The sequence below is a fragment of the Zoogloea sp. GDB6 genome, assembly GCF_056724105.1.
Genome location: NZ_CM161497.1, coordinates 2265651 through 2283747, shown reverse-complemented (window position 1 = coordinate 2283747; position 18097 = coordinate 2265651). Strand labels below are relative to the sequence as shown.

General features: G+C 66.6%; 16 protein-coding genes. 8 read left to right on the top strand and 8 right to left on the bottom strand.

Translation table 11 applies throughout. From position 1 onward, the window contains the following. Positions 1 to 25: 25 nt before the first annotated feature. The gene (locus tag AC1PQG_RS10340) at positions 26 to 874 is read right to left on the bottom strand and encodes an amidohydrolase family protein (RefSeq protein ID WP_481122480.1); all 849 of its coding nucleotides are present in this window, start codon (positions 872 to 874) and stop codon (positions 26 to 28) included. Between the two features lie 157 nt (positions 875 to 1031). Continuing rightward, complete coding sequence (gene ssuD, locus AC1PQG_RS10335) at positions 1032 to 2186, bottom strand: FMNH2-dependent alkanesulfonate monooxygenase (protein WP_481122479.1); 1155 nt, start codon at positions 2184 to 2186, stop codon at positions 1032 to 1034. Positions 2187 to 2445: 259 nt separating this feature from the next. On the opposite strand from ssuD, the gene AC1PQG_RS10330 reads away from it, so the two are divergent. From AC1PQG_RS10330 to AC1PQG_RS10315, 4 genes are read left to right on the top strand one after another with little or no spacing between them, the layout of a single operon-like run. Beyond that, positions 2446 to 3402, top strand: coding sequence for a sulfonate ABC transporter substrate-binding protein (locus AC1PQG_RS10330; RefSeq protein ID WP_481122478.1), 957 nt, complete (start codon positions 2446 to 2448; stop codon positions 3400 to 3402). A 25-nt stretch (positions 3403 to 3427) separates the two neighbouring features. Beyond that, positions 3428 to 4213: an aliphatic sulfonate ABC transporter permease SsuC gene (gene ssuC, locus AC1PQG_RS10325; RefSeq protein ID WP_481122477.1), complete on the top strand. Its 786-nt coding sequence runs from the start codon at positions 3428 to 3430 to the stop codon at positions 4211 to 4213. Between the two features lie 9 nt (positions 4214 to 4222). Then, positions 4223 to 5062, top strand: a complete 840-nt coding sequence (locus AC1PQG_RS10320; protein ID WP_481122476.1) for an ATP-binding cassette domain-containing protein — start codon at positions 4223 to 4225, stop codon at positions 5060 to 5062. Beyond that, positions 5062 to 5826, top strand: coding sequence for a GntR family transcriptional regulator (locus AC1PQG_RS10315; protein WP_481122475.1), 765 nt, complete (start codon positions 5062 to 5064; stop codon positions 5824 to 5826). Before AC1PQG_RS10320 ends, AC1PQG_RS10315 begins: the two co-directional genes overlap by 1 nt. Here the strand turns inward: AC1PQG_RS10315 and AC1PQG_RS10310 are convergent. From AC1PQG_RS10310 to AC1PQG_RS10300, 3 genes are read right to left on the bottom strand one after another with little or no spacing between them, the layout of a single operon-like run. Beyond that, entirely contained in the window at positions 5823 to 8576 is a 2754-nt protein-coding gene (locus AC1PQG_RS10310; RefSeq protein WP_481122474.1) for an Hsp70 family protein, read from the bottom strand. The two genes, AC1PQG_RS10315 and AC1PQG_RS10310, sit on opposite strands and share 4 nt — an antisense overlap. Positions 8577 to 8586: 10 nt before the next feature. Then, positions 8587 to 10431, bottom strand: a complete 1845-nt coding sequence (locus AC1PQG_RS10305; protein ID WP_481122473.1) for an Hsp70 family protein — start codon at positions 10429 to 10431, stop codon at positions 8587 to 8589. Beyond that, entirely contained in the window at positions 10428 to 11018 is a 591-nt protein-coding gene (locus AC1PQG_RS10300) for a DUF2760 domain-containing protein (protein ID WP_481122472.1), read from the bottom strand. Before AC1PQG_RS10300 ends, AC1PQG_RS10305 begins: the two co-directional genes overlap by 4 nt. 154 nt (positions 11019 to 11172) lie before the next feature. Here AC1PQG_RS10300 and AC1PQG_RS10295 point away from each other — a divergent pair, with 154 nt between their 5' ends. Further along, positions 11173 to 11583, top strand: coding sequence for a cupin domain-containing protein (locus AC1PQG_RS10295; RefSeq protein ID WP_481122471.1), 411 nt, complete (start codon positions 11173 to 11175; stop codon positions 11581 to 11583). On the opposite strand, the gene AC1PQG_RS10290 is transcribed toward AC1PQG_RS10295, so the two are convergent. Further along, on the bottom strand, positions 11559 to 12290 hold the full coding sequence (locus AC1PQG_RS10290; protein WP_481122470.1) for an NAD(P)H-dependent oxidoreductase: 732 nt from the start codon (positions 12288 to 12290) through the stop codon (positions 11559 to 11561). The two genes, AC1PQG_RS10295 and AC1PQG_RS10290, sit on opposite strands and share 25 nt — an antisense overlap. A 120-nt stretch (positions 12291 to 12410) precedes the next feature. Here AC1PQG_RS10290 and AC1PQG_RS10285 point away from each other — a divergent pair, with 120 nt between their 5' ends. Then, entirely contained in the window at positions 12411 to 13403 is a 993-nt protein-coding gene (locus AC1PQG_RS10285) for a GlxA family transcriptional regulator (protein WP_481122469.1), read from the top strand. Between the two features lie 147 nt (positions 13404 to 13550). Next, positions 13551 to 16154 carry a hybrid sensor histidine kinase/response regulator gene (locus AC1PQG_RS10280; protein WP_481122468.1) on the top strand — a complete coding sequence of 868 codons (2604 nt, stop codon included), beginning with the start codon at positions 13551 to 13553 and terminating at the stop codon, positions 16152 to 16154. Between the two features lie 309 nt (positions 16155 to 16463). Here AC1PQG_RS10280 and AC1PQG_RS10275 read toward each other — a convergent pair whose 3' ends face one another. Continuing rightward, positions 16464 to 16889 carry a hypothetical protein gene (locus AC1PQG_RS10275; RefSeq protein WP_481122467.1) on the bottom strand — a complete coding sequence of 142 codons (426 nt, stop codon included), beginning with the start codon at positions 16887 to 16889 and terminating at the stop codon, positions 16464 to 16466. A gap of 57 nt (positions 16890 to 16946) precedes the next feature. Further along, entirely contained in the window at positions 16947 to 17288 is a 342-nt protein-coding gene (locus AC1PQG_RS10270) for an ATP-grasp domain-containing protein (protein ID WP_481122466.1), read from the bottom strand. Between the two features lie 307 nt (positions 17289 to 17595). Between AC1PQG_RS10270 and AC1PQG_RS10265 the strand changes: the two genes are divergently transcribed. Beyond that, a complete protein-coding gene (locus tag AC1PQG_RS10265) occupies positions 17596 to 18075 on the top strand; it encodes a VOC family protein (RefSeq protein ID WP_481122465.1) in 480 nt (159 codons plus the stop codon). Positions 18076 to 18097 lie beyond the last annotated feature (22 nt).

Below are 18097 nucleotides of genomic sequence, written 5' to 3'. Positions count from 1 at the left end.
CGGCCGCTGTCGGGCTCGTCGTCTGCTACAGGCCGAGCAAGCGCGCGGCGTTGTCGTGGAGCAGCTTGGGCAGCACCTCTTCGCGCCAACCGAGGGCCAGGAAATCGTCCACCGTCTGCCGCATCGCACGGAACGGATACGAGGTCGCAAACAGGAACTGGTCCTGCAGTACCCCGTTGGCGGCTTCCACGTAGCGCCGGCCGCCGGGTGCGAACAGATACATGTCCGGCACCAGATAGACGTTCTCGTAGCGGAAGGCCACGCCGACGATTTCATCGGCGCGCGGATAGAAGCCGTGGTAGCAGACGATGGGCAAGTGCGGGAAAGCCCGGGCCACACGCCCCACCGCCGCCGGATCGTTGAAGTCCAGATCCGGCGTGGTCGGGCCGCTCATCAGGCACACCGGCACGCCGAGGCTCTGGCACGCCTCATACAAGGGGAAATACAGGCGGTCGTCCGGCAGCAGGGCCGGGACACCGAAGCCGGGCTCGATATTGACGGCCTTCTGGCCGAGGACGTTCACCGCCCGTTCCACCTCCCGGATGGCCGCCTCGACGCCCGTCGTCTGCGGGTCCACCGACGCCAGGCCGATCAGCTCGGGATGAGGCGACGTCAATGCATGGATGCGGTCGTTGGAGATCCGCAGCCCCGGCGTATCCCGACCGACCACCACCGCACGGTGGATCCCGCTTTCGCGGACCTCCGCCACGTAACCGTCCACCGTCAGGGAGCGGACGAAATGGTCGTCCTGCGTCGAGCCCGTGCGGCGGTTCAGCCATCTGGCGGACTCGAAACTGGCCGTGCCTGGCGTGGCGCCATAAAAATCGTCCAGCAGGGCCGGACGACTGCGGAAATCAATGATCTTCTGGGTCATGGTTCGATAGTCAAACAGGCAAACATGCGCACATCGGCCGGCGCGCTTGCGAACAGGCAGCGGCCTGTCCCACGCGAAGCTGAATGCGCTGATACAGGGTTACGTCGACGAGCCGGTGCTCACCGGCTCGTCGACGACCGATACGTTGGGAGGCGCTTCAGGCTGCGCGGGCGTTCTCCGGCGAAGCGGCAGGGCGCCGGCTGATGCCCTCGAACGGACCACCGGTCACCGCCTCCCCGGCCTGTGCCAGATGGGCCTTGCCGGGCAACAGCGGGAAGACGAGCTCGGCGAAGCGATAGGCTTCTTCCAGATGCGGATAGCCCGACAGCACGAAACTCTCGATCCCGAGATCCGCATATTCGAGCAGGCGCGCCGCCACGGTCTGCGGATCGCCAACCAAGGCCGTACCTGCACCACCGCGCACCAGCCCGACGCCGGCCCACAGGTTGGGACTCACCTCGAGCTTGTCCCGGTTGCCGCCGTGCAGGGCCGTCATGCGCTGCTGGCCGACGGAATCGTAGGCCGAGTAATCCTTCAAGCTGGCCGCGATGGTTTCGTCGTCCACATGGCTGATCAGCTGCTCGGCCGCCGCCCAGGCCTCCTCGTTGGTTTCCCGCACGATCACGTGCAGGCGCACACCGAACTTGACGGTCCGGCCATGCCTGGCCGCCTTGGCGCGGACGTCGGCGATCTTCTCGGCCACCGCTGCAGGCGGCTCGCCCCAGCTCAGATAGGCATCGACGTGCTTGCCCGCCAGCTCATGGGCAGCCGGTGACGAGCCGCCGAAATACACGGGCGGCGTGGGCTTCTGGACCGGCAGGAACTTCTGGCGGGCGTTCTCGACCTTGTGGTACTTGCCCTCGAAATCCACGGTTTCGCCGGACAACAGCTTGCGCCAGATGGTGAGGAACTCGTCGGCCTCCTCGTAGCGCTGGTCGTGATCGAGAAAGATGCCGTCACCGGCCAGCTCGGCTGCGTTACCGCCCGCCACCACGTTGATCATCAGGCGACCATTGGTCGCCCGATCCAGGCTTGCGGCAATCCGTGCGGTGGTGGTCGGCAGGGCCGCCGCGGTCCGCACGGCGACCAGGAACTTCAGGCGCTCGGTCAGCGGCGCCAGCGTGGCTGCCGTGATCCACGGATCTTCGCAGCCGCTGCCGACGGGAATCAGGATGCCGTCGTAGCCGAGGTTGTCGGCCGCGACCGCCACCTGCTGCAGATATTTGTGGGTCACCGGGCGGGCGCCCTTTGTCGTGCCCAGATAGCGTGTGTCGCCGCCCGAAGGCAGGAACCAGAGAAAGTCGAGGCTCAAGGTCGTACTCCAGGAAATAGGTCGTTGTCGGTGCTGCGCAGTGCCGCCAAGTTATCCGCGGCCCTATTTCCGGGGAACCAATTTATTTTAATTAGCTTAGTCAGAACCGGATATAACAGGTTCTGACACGTCACAACTAAATCTAATAAGCTAATTCGGAAAAATTGGTTCGGATGCAATGAGGCCATCCCGATAATGAATGAAAGCCGAATCGCCATTGCCGGTGATTCTTCAATTGATTCATTTCGAGGACTGCACGATGAACCGTTTCAAATCTGCCCGTCGTCACGCTCTGGGTCTCCTTCTGGGCCTGGGCCTGCTGCCCGCCTTCCATGGCGCACAAGCCGCCGAACCCGAGGTGCTGCGCCTCGGCTACCAGAAATACGGCACCCTCGTGCTGCTCAAGGCCCAGGCTTCCCTGGAAAAGCGCCTGGCCCCGCTGGGCGTTTCCGTGAAATGGGTCGAATTCCCCTCCGGGCCGGCTCTGCTCGAAGCCCTGAATGTCGGTGCCATCGATTTCGGCCAGGCCGGCGAAACCCCGCCGATCTTTGCGCAGGCGGCCGGCGCCAATCTCGTCTATGTGGGTAACGAACCGCCCGAACCCGCCGGCGAAGCCATCGTGGTGACGAAGGATTCTCCGCTCAAGACCGTTGCCGAACTGAAGGGCAAGAAGATTGCGCTCAACAAGGGCTCCAATGTCCATTACCTGCTGGTCAGGGTGCTCGAAAAAGCCGGGCTGCAATACAAGGACGTGGAAACCGTCTTTCTGCCCCCGGCCGACGCCCGTGCCGCCTTCGAGCGCGGCAGTGTCGATGCGTGGGTGATCTGGGATCCCTTCCTCGCCGCCGCCGAAAAGCAGATCGGTGCGCGGGTACTGGCCGACGGCAAGGGCGCGGTGAACAACCACGCCTTCTTCCTGGCTTCCCGCCCCTACGCCGAAAAGCACGGCCCGATCCTCACCGCACTACTGGACGAACTGGCCAAGAGCGACCAGTGGGCCAGCCAGAACCGCAAGGAAGTCGCCCGCCAGATTGCCCCCCTGCTCGGCCTGGACCTGGCCACCACCGAACTTGCCGTCAATCGCCAGAACTTCGGCGTCAAACCGATCAGCGATACGGTCGCCGCCGAACAGCAGCGCATTGCCGACACCTTCCATCAGCTGAAGCTGATTCCCAAGCCCGTCCTGGTGAAGGACGCGCTGCTGCCCAAGCGCTGAGGCGCACGGCCGCGGATCGACGATCATGAGCACGCACACCGAAAACCGGCTCTTCAGCCGCGCCGTGCCCTGGATCCTGCCCATCCTGCTGCTCGCCGCCTGGCAGACGGCGAGCAGCCTGGGATGGCTGTCCACCCGCATCCTGCCCGCACCGTGGGATGTGTTGAAGGCCTTCGTCACGCTGGCGGAGTCGGGCGAGCTGTGGAACCACATGCGGATCAGCACCTTGCGGGCCCTGTCCGGCTTCGCGCTCGGCGGCGGCCTGGGCTTGCTGCTCGGGCTGCTCACCGGCAGCCTGCGCAGCGCCGAAACGCTGCTCGACTCCACCTTGCAGATGGTCCGCAACATTCCGCCGCTGGCATTGATCCCGCTGGTGATCCTGTGGTTCGGCATCGACGAGGCGGCCAAGCTGTTCCTGGTTTCCCTGGGCGTGTTCTTCCCGATCTACACCAACACCTTCCACGGCATCCACTCGGTGGACAAGGGGCTCATCGAGATGGGGCGCAGCTACGGCCTGTCCCGCTGGCAGCTGTATCGGGAGGTCATCCTGCCCGGCGCCCTCCCGTCGATCCTGGTCGGTGTGCGCTTTTCCCTCGGCTTCATGTGGGTGATCCTGATCGTCGCCGAAACCATCTCGGCCCAGTCCGGCATCGGCTACATGACGATGAATGCCCGCGAGTTCCTGCAGACCGACGTGGTGCTGGTCGGCATCCTGCTCTACGCCCTGCTCGGCAAGCTCGCCGACATGCTCGCCCGCGGGCTGGAACGCACCAGCCTGCGCTGGCACCCCCGCTATCAGCCCCAACACTGAGTGAGCGCCATGACCTCTCAAACCCCGACACCTCCCACCTTGAAGGCGGTTTCCCACAAGGGCGGCCAGTCCGTCGCCGTCCGCGGCCTGGAAAAGACCTATGGCGTGCGCAAGGTGCTGCAACACCTCGATCTGAGCATCGCCGCCGGCGAGTTCGTGGCCATCGTCGGCCGCAGCGGCTGCGGCAAGAGCACGCTGCTGCGCATCCTCTCCGGCCTGGAATCGCCCACCGCCGGCAGCGTGAGCCTGAACGACGACCAGGCCAATGCCCATGGCGACGTGCGCTTCATGTTCCAGGAGCCCCGGCTGCTGCCGTGGAAATCCGTCATCGCCAACGTGGCCCTCGGGCTCGACAGGCACGCCCGCCCCCAGGCAGAAGAAGCCCTGCGCCACGTCGGCCTTGGAGAACGTGCCGGCGACTGGCCGTCCTCCTTGTCCGGCGGCCAGAAACAGCGGGTGGCGCTGGCCCGCGCCCTGGTCCATGAACCCTCGCTGCTGCTGCTCGACGAGCCCCTCGGAGCCCTCGACGCATTGACGCGCATCGAAATGCAACGCCTCATCGAATCCCTGTGGCAACGCCAGCGCTTCACCGCCGTGCTGGTCACCCACGACGTGGCCGAAGCCGTGGCGCTGGCCGACCGGGTCATCCTGCTCGAAGACGGCCGGGTCGCCCTGGACGAACGAATCGACCTGCCACGCCCCCGCCACCGGGGCAACCCGGCCTTCGCGGCGCAGGAGGAGCTCATCCTCGAGCGGGTACTCAGTTCGGACCCCCTGCAGCAGGACACCGCCAGCAGACAGGCCGACGCGGCCGAGCCCCCCAAACGCCACCTGAGCAGGGTTGCCTGATGAACGGATCCGCACTGAATCCCCGCACACCGCTCGCTCCGCCCGTACCACTCTACGAACAGGTGCGCGAAAGTGTACGCGGCGACATCCTCAACGGCACGCTGCAGCACCACGCCCGCATCCCGTCCGAGAAGGAGTTGATGACCCTCTTCGGCGTGAGCCGGATCACCGTCCGCCAGGCGCTGGGCGACCTGGAGCGGGACGGCATGATCTTCCGCATTCCGGGCAAGGGCTCCTATGTCGCCAAGCCCGAGGAGAAGGCGACCCAGGAACTGGCCCGCCTGCAGGGCTTCGCCGAAGCCATGGCGGAACAAGGCTACTCGGCGCGCAACCGGGTCGTGGGCCTGGCCAAGCTGCCGGCCGACGCACACATTGCCGAGCGCCTGCGCATCCCCGTCGGCGCCCCCGTCACCGAGATCCGCCGCGTGCGCTACCTGGACGACAAGCCGATCTCCTTCGACATCACCTACGTCAGGGAAGAGCTCGGCCGCAGCCTGGCCCGCGAGGACCTCGCCGGCCGCGACCTGTTCCTGATCCTGGAAAAGGACTACGGCCTCCCCCTCGGCCATGCGGACCAGTCCATCCAGGCGCTGATCGCCGACGACACGCTGGCGGCCTATCTGGACGTGCAAACGGGCTCGCCGGTCCTGCACATTGAACGGCTGGCGTTCACGCGGGACGGAACGCCTGTCGAATTCGACTATGTGTATTACCGCGGCGACGCCTTCCGCTACCGGCTCCGCATCGACCGGGAACGGCGCTAGATCAAGCGCAGTCCCGCCGGCAAGGCCTCGCCGAAACTGAGGCGGCTTTCGGCCTCGTCCAGCCGGACGACTTCCCGCAGCATCGTGATCCAGCCCTGGGGCGCACGGATCGCGGTGAGGCGGCGGATCACCTCTTCGCGCAACGCGTCGGGCAGATCCCGACTGCGGTCGCCGGTCAGGCGGGCGATCTGCGCGGCCGCAAAGCCGGCTGCCGGCAGTGCCTTCCAGTCGAGAGCCAGCACGGCCGCCAGCCACTCGGCGCCAATCTCGGGGGGCACGACCTGATGCGCGCTGCCGTACAGCGACGCGCGCGCGCCGACGCGGCCGAGCGCCCAACATGCCTGCGCCCTTTCGGCCGGGCGCTGCAGGCGCTCCACCAGCCATTTGCCGACCTCGATGCGGTGCATTACCGGCACGCCCTCCAGCACCGCGGCCAGCCGCAGCATGTCATCGTAGCTGGCTTGCAGCGGCGCACGGGCGCGCCCTTCGGCGGCGGGCTCCAGATGGCCGGCCAGCACCTCCAGCACCTGCAGTTGCGCGGCTTCGGGAAGGCCTCCCGCCACGCGGCGCCACAAGGTCCACCAGGCGCTCCAGTTGCGGCCCTCGTTGGCATATTGGATGCCTTCCCCAAACAGCGCCCACAGCCGCTCGATACGCCACTCGTCGAGGGCCGCGCCGAGCCCCGGGCGCAGGCAGTAGCCAGCCAGGTTCAACCACACCCGCTCGTGCTCTGCAGAACGGCGCCGACGCCGGGCCCGCTCGAGGAGGGCGTCGAAGAGCGGGCGCAGCAGCGCCGTGTCCCACTCGTCCCGCGGGCCGAGCAGCTGTTCGAGGCGGGTACGCAGCTGGCGCCCCCCTTTTGGGTCTACGTCCTTGCCCTGGCTGCCGAAGACCCCGTCGATGAGCCCGATGGCCTCGACAAGACCGGGAGCAGCCGGCGGCGGGACTTCGGCGGCCTCGCCGCGCAACGCAAAATCCAGCTTCCAGCGGGGGCGGTCCTCGCCGGTGCCGACGCAGTTCATCTCCAGGGTGCCGACTTCCGTCATCGTGGCGCTCAGGCTCACGACCACGCTGCTGCGCCCGCCATGCGATGCAGGCAGCAATGCGGCGACAGGCGGCAGGTGAATGAAATCCGCCTGGTCCGGATCGACCAGATCGCCGGCCTGCCAGGGACTGTCACCACTGGTCGAGACAAGGTGGAAACGCACCGGCCGGCCCAGTTGCAGCGCAAAGCGGCGCTCCGGCAATACCACTTCGCGGCAGGATTCCGTGCCCCGTGGCAGCACGCAGATCGCGCTCCGCCGCCCGTCCTCCTCCAGCACCAGGAAATAGCTGCGCGCCGAGCCGCCGCCGATCGCCGGGCCCAGGCCAGCGCGCGCCTCCCGCACCAGGGCGAAGGCGACAGCACCGCGCGCGACGGCCACATCGGGGGCGTCGTTGTGCAACACGCGCGGCGCACTGCCACGCCAGGCGGTAAGCACGTCCACCAGCCGCCGGCTCAGGGCATCTGCGCGGAACACACCGCCATTGAGCAATACGGTATCCGGCACCGCGAGCCCACCGGCGGGCGGCGCGTCGGGCCCCAGGGCCTCTCTCGCAGCACTCGCATGGCGCTGCAGGAAGGCCGCCAGATGACGGGTGATCGCCGGATCGGCCGGATAAGGCAGGCCGAACTCGACGATCGCCGCCCGGCGCCGCTGCGGCGTTTCATCAGAGCCGCCGACGGGCAGAAAGCCATCGACGACAAGCGCCTCGACTTCGGCGCGGGTCAGCACGACGGAACGCGCCGCGCCGATCAGCCGGGCGCCCTCGCCGAGCAAGGTCACGCTGAGCTGCTCCGGCCCGTCGGCCGCCAGCAGCTGTTCCTTGGCTGCCCGACAGCGCTGCACCAGTTGTGCAAAACGCGCCGCCGACAGGCGCTCGGTGCTCCCTAGGCGGCGCTCGGCAAGATGGGCGAGCGCCATGTCCATGTTGTCGCCGCCGAGCATCAGATGGTCGCCGACGCCGATGCGGGTCAGGCGCGGTACGCCGCCCTCACCCGCCTCCACCTGGACCAGGGTGAGGTCGGTGGTGCCGCCACCCACGTCGCAGACCAGCACCAGACGCGACCCGGCGAGTTCGCTGGCGAGCTGCTCCCGATGGCGGAACAGCCAGTCATGAAAGGCCGCCTGAGGCTCTTCGACAAGGCGTAGCTGCGGCAGGCCGGCCAGCCGCGCGGCTTCAACGGTAAAGGCGCGAGCGCCTTCGTCGAAGGATGCCGGCACCGTGAGCACGATGTCCTGGGCCGCCAGCGGGGCATCCGGAAAACGCGCGTCCCACGCGGCCCGCACATGGGCGAGGTAGCTGGCGCTGGCAGCCACCGGCGATACGCGGGGCACATCATCAGCGGCCCCCCAAGGCAGGATGGGCGCGCTGCGGTCAACGCCCGCGTGGGACAGCCAGCTCTTGGCGCTGGCCACCAGGCGCCCCGGCACCTGGGCACCCAGATCGCGGGCGTAACTACCGATGATCGCCGGCGGGCCTTCATCCCCGTTCGACGCCGCCTGCCACGGCAGGCTCAACGAAGCCGTATCCAGCTCGCCAGGCGCCGGGTGGTAGCGCAGCGAAGGCAGCAGCGGCCGGGCCGCAACCTCGCCGCGGCCGACCAACTGCTCGATGGCCAGCAACTCGATGCGCGCATCGCCCGGCGCCGCGTAGGCGACGACCGTGTTGCTGGTGCCGAGGTCGATGCCTACGGTGTAGCGGCTCACGACTTCCCGCTCAGACGCCACCTTCACCGCGCACGTCGAACTGCACCTTCCAGCGCTCATGGCCGCCGACCGGCAGCGCCTCGAGCTCCAGCGTGCCGGTTTCGGTAATACGGGCATGCAGCTTCACGCGCACGACCTCGCCGGGCACGCGGCCTTCGGCGGGCAGCGTGGCCTCGATCTCCTCCAGCTCCTGCAATTCATCCGGCGCCCAGAAATCCAGCGTGCTGCCGACCTGGTCCTGGCGGCGCACCGACGAGCCGAAGAAGCGGAAGCGCACCGGCTCGCCGACGACCAGGCCGAACTCCTGCTCCGGCAGCGCCGCGTCGGTGCCCTCCTCCATGCCGAAGGGGGCCAGGCACAGGGCCTGCACCGGCGGCTCCATGCCGGGGATCGCCGGCATCGCCGACTCCACCGCCACATAGTAGGCCCGCGCCGTGCCGCCGCGGATCCGCACGCCACGCCCGCGCCGGACATAGCCGTAATAGGCGGCACCGCGCGCCACGGCCAGATCCAGGTCGGCCCCGCCGAGCAGGCGGGCCGGCGCTGCGCCTTCAGACGCCAGCCAGCCGTTGAGGATGTCCAGCACGCGGCCGGCGATGAGCTCGGACTTGAGCACGCCGCCATTGAAGAGCACCGCGGTCGGGTGCAGGAAGCTCGCGTTGGCTCCCGGCGCATCGGCAAAACCTTCCAGTTCTGCCGTCGCGTCGAGCTGACGGCCGAGGAAGGCGGCCAGATGGCGCGTGATCGCCGCGTCCTGCGCATAGGGCAGGCCCAGCTGGGTCAAGGCGCCGCGCGCCCGCGTCTGCGGCCGATCGGTGGCCGCGACCTGCGGGAAGAAGCCGTTGACCAGGCTGGCCGTCAGTTCGTCACGGGTAAGCTCGGTGCGGATCGAACCGCCGATCAGCCTCGAACCGCGGCTCGGCACGACAATGGGCACACTCACCACCGTGGCGTCGGACAGCAGCGTCTCCTTCGCCCCGCGACAGGCATGGGCCAGCGCCCGCGTCTGCCACGGATCGAGCTGGGAGCCCTGGGCGGCGAGCTTGCGTGCGACACCGTAGGCCAGCGCCAGGTCCATGTTGTCGCCGCCGAGCAAGATGTGTTCGCCAACCGCGACCCGGTGCAGTTCCAGGTTGCCTTCCTGCTCCAGCACCGCGATCAGCGACAAGTCGGTGGTGCCACCGCCCACGTCCACCACCAGGATCAGATCGCCTTTGCGCACTTCCTTGCGCCATTGCCCGCCGCTCTTCTGAATCCAACTGTAGAGCGCGGCCTGCGGTTCCTCGAGGAGCGTCATCGGGCCGTAGCCAGCGGCCTGGGCCGCCTCGGCGGTGAGCTCGCGGGCCGCCGGATCGAAGGACGCCGGGATCGTGACGGTCACGTCCTGCTCGGCGAAGGGCGCCTCCGGGTGGGCCAGGTTCCAGGCGTCGCGCAGATGGGACAGGTAGCGGATCGACGCGGTGAGCGGCGAGATGCGCGGCACGTCGGCAGAGGCCTCGGCCGGCAGGATCGCCGCGCGGCGGTCCACGCCCGCGTGGCACAGCCAGCTCTTCGCGCTCGACACCAGACGGATCGGGGTGGCGGCGCCACGGCTGCGTGCAAACTCGCCGACCGCGAAGTCCTGGGTACGCGACCACGGCAGATGGAGATCGCCATCGGCGAGCTCGTCGGCGTGGGGCAGATACAGGAAGGACGGCAGCAGCGGGCGTTCATCCACGGTGCCCGGGCCGCTGAGCTGCGGAATCGCCAGCACCTGCTGGACGGCCTTCTCGCCGTCACTGGCCTCGATGTCCACGTAGGACAGGGCGCAGTGGGTCGTACCGAGATCGATGCCGATCGTGTAGCGGGCGCTCACAGCTCCACCTCGGCCTGGGCAATGATGGACGTATCGTGGCCGTCGGCCAGGCTGGGGAGGCGGCTCTCGGTGACCCGCCAGCCCCGGTGGCTGAGGCTGCCGGTAAAGGGCGGGCTACCCACGACATTGCCGGTCAGGCGCACCGCCGCGGCATCGAAACCTTCGGCCAGCGTGACGCGGCTGCCCTCGCTCTCCTTGCGCACCGGCTCGATGCGGAAGTGCTCGTTCAGTACCTTGCGGCAGCCTTCATGCACGACCCGCGCGGCGGCACCGATATCGGCGTCGGAATACGCGGCGATATCCTCCTGCACGAAGTCGATGAGGCGCGCATCCCTTTGCAACAGCCCCAGGAGCTGCTGTGCCGCCTCATGAGGGGCACGCTGCAACACCGCGGGCGCCACCGGCGCAGCGGGCGCAGCCGGAGCTACAGGTGCTACCGGGGCAACCGGAGCCGGCTGTGGGGCGTGATCAGCGCCGTCCCGCAGGCCCGCGACCCGGGCGGCAAAACCGGAGTCGGTCAGTATGGACAGGAAGCTGCCGCAGGCCAGCGCGATGCGACGCGGGAAGGAAAGCGGAGTTTGAGACATGGGAACACCAAGCTGTTGATTTTGTCGCGTCGCAATATAACCCACTCGGGGCCGACGAACGATTCTTCCGCACTACCTGGCGCTTCCGCCCCGGCTTGGCTAGCTTTACAGCAGCACCCTGCTTTCGCCGTGGTGCCCCCGCAAGGAGCCCCGCATGTCCCCCTCCCGCCCATCCCCGACCGTCGTCGCGGTGCGCCCCGACAGCGAAGTCCTGACCAGCCAGCGGCTACCCTATTTTGTCGGTATTTCCGGCGCCACGGCCGGCAGTGGCGGCTTGTCCATGCATCTGGTGGTGATTCCGCCGGGCGGCATGTTGACGCCCCACCTGCACCGCGGCCACGAGACGGCGATCTACGTCCTCGCCGGACGTGTCGAAACACGCTACGGCCCGGGGCTGCGCGACAGCGTGATCAGCTGCGCCGGCGACTTCCTGTTCATTCCGCCGGAGGTGCCCCATCAGGCCATCAACCTCAGCAACGACGAACCGGCCCGCGCGATCGTCGCCCGCAACGATCCGGCCGAGCAGGACAAGGTCGTGCCTTACGACCCGGCAGACGCGCGCTGAGAGGCCGTGGCGAGGGGCCACAGCCGGTCGTCGTAATCGGAGAGGCTCGGAAACTGCAGCGGCACGTCGCCCTCGATCGTCTGGAGGCGCGTCTTCCAGTCGTCCATGATCCCGTTGCGCGCCTCTTCGCTGATGTAGGGAATGTGCCAGCCGACGAAGGGTGGCAGCACGTCCAGCCCCGCATAGCCCAGCGTACCCTGCAGCAGGTGGCGCAGCATGCCGTCCAGCGGGCCGTGGATGCCTTCCGGCCCGAACATGTGCTCCTGGCCGCCCAGCGTGAGGCCGACCAGCGCACGACGGCCAACCAACCCACCGCGGTCGTAGACGCGCTTGCCGCCATAGACCTGGCCGGACACGAAGACCCGGTCGATCCAGCCCTTCAGCATGGCCGGCGTCGAGAACCAGAAAACCGGGAAGACCAGCACCAGCAGGTCGCACCACAGCAGCTTGTCGAGCTCGGCCTGGATGTCCGCGCTGAGGGTGCCGCTGCCGGCGCCGTGGCGCTGCTCGAGGGCATAGACGCAGTAGTCGGGGTTGGCGCGCGCGCCAAAGTCCGCCGCCGAGGCCACAGGCTGGAAACCCATCGCGTAAAGGTCCGACACCTGCACCTCGTGGCCCTGCCGCTGGAATTCCTCCACCGCCGTCGACTTCATCGCCGTGCAGAAGGACTTCGGCTCGGGGTGGGCGTGGACGATGAACACTTTCATGAACGGGCTCCGTTTCGTCTCTGATGAGTAGGCGGTGATGAATACGGGCACAGTTTAGAAACCGGGCTCCGCTGTGTAGAGTGGCGAAACTGACTATTTCTGTGCGATATCCGCCACTCCATGATCCGCGCCGCGATCCTCGCCTTCGACGAATGCCACGCCTCCAGCGTCGGCGGCTTTGCCGACATCCTGCAGGTCGCCAACGCCCATCTGGCACACCGGCAAGGCGCAGCGGCGGGACAGTTCGAGTGGCAGTTCGTGTCGATCTCGGGGCAGCCCGCCATGGCCAGCAACGGGCTGCCATTGGCGACTCGCCGGCTGGAGCCCAGCGAGCGCTACGACCTCGTCTTCGTTCCCAGCCTGCACTACGGCGGGCGGCAAGCGTTCGAACAGATCCTCGCCGCCCAGGCCGACACCTGCGCCTGGCTGGTGGACCAGTGGCAGGCCGGCGCATGGATCGCCGCCAACTGCACCGGTACCTTCATCCTCGCCCAGACCGGCCTGCTCGACGGCAAGGCGGCGACCACCACCTGGTGGCTGGAGCAGCAATTCCGTGCCCGCTACCCGCAGGTGGACCTGCAACTGCGCTCGGTGATCACCGAGGCGGAGCGGCTGGTCTGCGCCGGCGCGTCAGCCTCCTACCTGCTGCAGGCGATCCGCGTCATCGAGCGCTTCGTCGGGCAGGCCATCGCCTCGCAGGTGGCCCGCAGCATGCTGATCGACGTCAGCCAGACCAGCCAGGTGCCCTACCTGCCGCTGCTAGCCGAACGCGCCCACACCGACGCCCTGGTGGAACGCGCCCAGCAGTGGCTGCAGCGCCACATGACGCAGGAGCTGCGCATCTCGGAGCTGGCTGCCGCGCTGGCCGTCAGCGACCGCACACTGATCCGGCGCTTCAAGGCGGCCCTGCAGCAGACGCCGCTCACCTACCTGCAAGACCTCCGCCTCGAAGCCGCCCGTGCCCTGCTCGAAACCGGCAACCTGAGCGTGGACCTCATCGCCGGCGAAGTCGGCTACACCGACACCAGTTCGTTCTCGCGCCTCTTCCGGCAACGCATCGGCATGAGCCCCGGCGCCTATCGCAACCGCTTCCAGATCAACGCGTTCCCATGATGGCCGCGGCCAAGCCTGCGCGACGGCCACGGTCCATGCTGCCAGGTGTGCGATAGGACACACTTCAGAAAGGTCTGCACATACCCGTTTCGGTGATAATGGTTTCCCGCTTACCCAGCCCGATCCGTCGCACACGCCGCCACCCGTATGCCGTCAGCCCAAGGCGCTCTGCCCAGGTTTTCCAGCCACATCTGGCTGACGCTCGGCCTGTTCTTCGTGATGGTGATGACCTTCGTGGTCTATGTGCGCGCCGAAAAGCAGATCGACCGCGCCAACGAACTGCGCCACCAGTCCTTCCTGCTCGCCGAAGAACTCCGCCAATCGTCCGACGACCTGACGCGCATGGTGCGGACCTACATCGTCACCGGCAATCCGCTGTACAAGGCCCGCTACCAGGAGATCCTCGACATCCGCGACGGCCGGCGTGCCCGTCCGGTGAACTACCAGCACATCTACTGGGATCTGGTCCTCGCCGACGACCACCGCCCACGCCCTGCCGATGCCGCGATGCCGCTGCTGACGCTGATGCAGCAGGCCGGCTTCACCGCGGAAGAGTTCGCCAGACTGCGCAAGGCCAAGGCCAATTCCGACGCGCTGACGCGCACCGAGTTTGCCGCCATGGCCCTCGTCGAGGCCGGTGGTCCCGGAATGACAGCCCAGCGCGAACAAGCCATCCTCATGCTGCACGATGCCGCCTACCACCACGCCAAGGCCGACATCATGGCGCCCATCGGCGAATTCGAAACCATGATGGACCGGCGCACGCTGGAAAGCGTGCACGCTGCTGAAGCCGAGGCCATCCACATCCGCTCCGCCTTCGGGCTGATGTTCGTGCTGCTCGTCGCGCTGGCCTACAGCGTCCATCGCCGCCAGAAGAAGATCCTGGGTGGATCGGTGCTCGACATCTATACCGCCATCGCCGACCTGGGCCGGAAGGATCGGTCTGCAGCCATTCCTCGCGTGAAAGGGATCGAAGGCAGCGTTCTCGACCGCCTCGCCGACACGCAGGATCGCCTGCGCCAACTCAGCACGGAGCGCGCCGATTCGGTTCGCGAACAACTGCGCCTCAACCGGGCCCTGCGCCTGCTGAGTGACTGCAATCTGGCCCTGTTCTCTGCAGAAGACGAAACCCAGCTCCTGTCAGACGTCTGCCGCCAGATCGTCGAGACCGGCGGCTACCAGATGGCCTGGGTCGGCCTCGGCGCAGACGACGCGGACTGCGGCGTGTATCCGGTCGCCCGCTTCGGCAGCCAGGCCGACGAATACTTGTCGAACATCCGCGTATCGTGGAACGAAGAGCTCGCCACCGGGCGCGGCCCCACCGGCACCGCCGTGCGCACCGGGACCACTCAGATCATCCAGCATTTCCAGACCAATCCGCGCATGGCGCCGTGGCGCAGCCACGGTAGCCAATCCGGCTTTCGCTCCAGCATCGCCTTGCCCCTCAACGTCTCCCGCAGAACGATTGGTGCGCTCACCCTGTACGCGGCCGACTGGGACGTGTTCAATCCTGAAGAGGTCGTGCTGCTCGAAGAACTGGCACGCAACCTCGGCTTCGGCATCGAAACCCTGCGTACCCGCGACCAGCGAAAAGCCGCCGAAGCGGCCAGCCGCGCCAAGAGCATGTTCCTCGCCAACATGAGCCACGAGCTGCGCACGCCGATGAACGCCATCCTCGGCATGACCAGCCTCGCCCTGCGTAATGCCGGCACCCCGCGCATGCGTGACCGTCTGGAAAAGATCGGCCAGGCCTCCCGGCACCTGCTGCAGGTCATCAACGACATCCTTGATCTTTCGAAGATCGAGGCGGAGCGCCTGGTGCTGGAGCAGATGCCCTTCACGGTACGCGATGTGATCGGCAACCTGGTGTCACTGATCGGCCACCAGGCCACGGACAAGGGACTGCAGGTCCGCATCGACATGCCGCCGCCGGTTGGCGCGCTGCGCTGCCAGGGCGACCCGCTGCGCATCGGCCAGATCCTCCTCAACCTGACCAGCAACGCGATCAAGTTCACCGAAGAAGGCACCGTCACGATCAGCGTGCGCAGCGTCGAAGAAACGGCGGATCACGTCCACCTGCGTTTTTCGGTCATCGACACCGGTATCGGCATCGCCCCGCAGGACCACGAGCGCCTCTTCAACGCCTTCGAGCAGGCCGACGGCTCGATGACCCGCAAGTACGGCGGCACCGGGCTCGGACTGGCCATCAGCCGGCGGCTCACGCTCCTCATGGGCGGGCAGCTCGGCGTCGACAGCCAGCAGGGCAAAGGCAGCACCTTCTGGCTCGTACTGCCCCTCGACAGGCTGACCGGCAGCGACGACGCGACCGCAACGCCAGCCCATGACGCCGAAACGCAGATACGGGCCAAACACGCCGGTACCCGTGTGCTGCTGGTGGAAGACGAACCCGTCACCCGGGAAGTCGCCCGCGAGATGCTGGAAGAAACCGGCCTCTGCGTCGACGTGGCCGCCGACGGCGAGGAGGCCGTGACCATGGCTGCCCGAAACGCCTACGCACTGATCCTGATGGACATGCAGATGCCGCGCCTGAACGGCCTCGACGCGACCCGCGCGATCCGCAACCAACCCGGCCACGCGACGACGCCTATCCTCGCCATGACCGCCAACGCCTTCGACGAAGACCGTCAGCGCTGCCTCGAAGCCGGCATGAACGACCACCTCGGCAAACCCGTCGAACCCACCGCCCTGTTCGCCACCGTGCTCCGCTGGTTGTCGACGCCGCGGGGCTGACGCGGCGAGCCCTGCCTTTTCGGCGGCAGACATCAGGACGCCCTGCGCGGGCCGCCCCATAAGCCCCTGGAGCACTCCACGGCTCCCCTCGATATTGTCGATCCGCTGGCCCGGCAGTTCGACCATTTCGGCGACGTGATCCTTGGTCGATGCAAACCCTTTGTCAGCGCCTACGACGGACTGCAGAACCTCCGTGTAATCGATGTGCTTCTCCAGGCTGCGCGAACGGGGCGCATCATCGAGGTCCTTTGAACTCCGTCAGTTCGAAGCGACGGCGCGACTTGCAGGCGATGTCTCTCGACCTGCAAGTCAGCCCTGGTGGTTGCCGAGAACATAGCGCACGACGGCCATGGCGAAAGCAAAGCAGAAACCGTAGGTGAAGGTCTCCAGGCGCAAGACTTCCTTCTCTCGGCGCTCCCGCCAAGCACCAACGACTTCCATGATGAGGCCCGCAGCCACGGGCGTAAGCAAAAGGTTAGCAACCCGAAGCCACTGCGCTTCGATAAATAGATTGGGAACCAACCAGATACTGAGGCCGCCGCCGGCTGCGCCAAAGATGAGGTAGCCAACTGCAGCAAGCCATGGCCGAACAGGACGTGGGCGGCGAAAGGGCTCTTTGATCGAGTGGCCGATCAACTCGGCGATGGCCTCCAGGACCAGCTGAAGTAGTAATTCGCCAAAGACCTGAAGGATCCATCCCAGCAGTTGGAGAACGATCTCAACAATGAATTCCACGTGATCTTGGAGGGCAGATGTTTCAGGTAAGGGATAAAGGGGAGCGCCTGGGCTGGATTATTGATCTTCAAGTATGGCTACGAAGCGTGACGCCGGCCAATTCTTTCGGTCTGAAACCTGGCCATCGCCGAGTTCGATCAATCGCGGCCTTCCCTTTGAAGAAAGCACGACATCAACGGAGAAAAATGGGCTATCGATGCGTGCAGCAATGCACTCCACGATTTCGGGAACAACTCCGCTATAGGAAAAGACTTTGCGCTTGAATTCCCCAAGCTCGAAATCCTCTGCGGAGTACAGCGAACAGACCAGTCCCGCCGCTTGAGCAGCACTGAACTCCTCTTCGTACGTCTCATCAGGCCTCTTCTTTTCGAACGGATCACACGGGTAGAGTAGGCGCATGGCTTTTCGGAGTAAGTTGAAGACGACTAACTATCTATTTATCTGGACGGCCAGCTTCGCGAGTGCGCTCGATACCTTCATGGCAGTCTACGAACGAAGGAAGTCTATGTCCATTGGATGAAGATGTTGATCCACCCATGGCTCGCACCACCAATCCAGTAACGGAGCTACTGAAGTTGAGCAATTTCAGAGCTGCCTAGCGGTCTAGCTAGCCGCAGGTCCGCAACCTCAAGGACGGAAACTTGCCCAAGACTTCGGGCTGCCTCCATGGCTCAAGCCCGCCCCCATCACCCGTCGGAGAACGAAAATGGCCAGCAAGAACACGATCTGCCTCTGGTACAACGGCGCCGCGGAGGAAGCCGCCCGGTTCTATGCAGCAACGTTTCCGGACAGTGCGGTGGGCGCGATCCACCGCGCCCCCGGCGACTATCCTTCGGGCACGGAGGGCGATGTCCTGGTGGTCGAGTTCACGGTGATGGGCATCCCGTGTATCGGCCTGAACGGTGGTCCGGGATTTTCGCATAGCGAGGCTTTTTCTTTCCAGGTAGCGACCGACGACCAGGCCGAAACGGATCGCTTGTGGAATGCGATCATCGACAACGGCGGCCAGGAAAGTGCTTGCGGCTGGTGCAAGGACAAGTGGGGCCTGTCGTGGCAGATCACGCCGCGCGCCCTCACGGCCGCCATCGCCGATCCAGATCGCGCGGCGGCCAAGCGGGCTTTCGAGGCGATGATGCAGATGGGCAAGATCGACATCGCGGCAATCGAAGCGGCACGGCGCGGCTGACACGCCTGCTTGCCGGGAGAGC

Bases quoted from the DNA above. Each gene is read 5' to 3' on its own strand.
- AC1PQG_RS10340 (WP_481122480.1), bottom strand. From the start codon at position 874: ATGACCCAGAAGATCATTGATTTCCGCAGTCGTCCGGCCCTGCTGGAC.
- AC1PQG_RS10330 (WP_481122478.1), top strand. From the start codon at position 2,446: ATGAACCGTTTCAAATCTGCCCGTCGTCACGCTCTGGGTCTCCTTCTG.
- ssuC (WP_481122477.1), top strand. From the start codon at position 3,428: ATGAGCACGCACACCGAAAACCGGCTCTTCAGCCGCGCCGTGCCCTGG.
- AC1PQG_RS10320 (WP_481122476.1), top strand. From the start codon at position 4,223: ATGACCTCTCAAACCCCGACACCTCCCACCTTGAAGGCGGTTTCCCAC.
- AC1PQG_RS10315 (WP_481122475.1), top strand. From the start codon at position 5,062: ATGAACGGATCCGCACTGAATCCCCGCACACCGCTCGCTCCGCCCGTA.
- AC1PQG_RS10300 (WP_481122472.1), bottom strand. From the start codon at position 11,018: ATGTCTCAAACTCCGCTTTCCTTCCCGCGTCGCATCGCGCTGGCCTGC.
- AC1PQG_RS10295 (WP_481122471.1), top strand. From the start codon at position 11,173: ATGTCCCCCTCCCGCCCATCCCCGACCGTCGTCGCGGTGCGCCCCGAC.
- AC1PQG_RS10290 (WP_481122470.1), bottom strand. From the start codon at position 12,290: ATGAAAGTGTTCATCGTCCACGCCCACCCCGAGCCGAAGTCCTTCTGC.
- AC1PQG_RS10285 (WP_481122469.1), top strand. From the start codon at position 12,411: ATGATCCGCGCCGCGATCCTCGCCTTCGACGAATGCCACGCCTCCAGC.
- AC1PQG_RS10280 (WP_481122468.1), top strand. From the start codon at position 13,551: ATGCCGTCAGCCCAAGGCGCTCTGCCCAGGTTTTCCAGCCACATCTGG.
- AC1PQG_RS10270 (WP_481122466.1), bottom strand. From the start codon at position 17,288: ATGCGCCTACTCTACCCGTGTGATCCGTTCGAAAAGAAGAGGCCTGAT.
- AC1PQG_RS10265 (WP_481122465.1), top strand. From the start codon at position 17,596: ATGGCCAGCAAGAACACGATCTGCCTCTGGTACAACGGCGCCGCGGAG.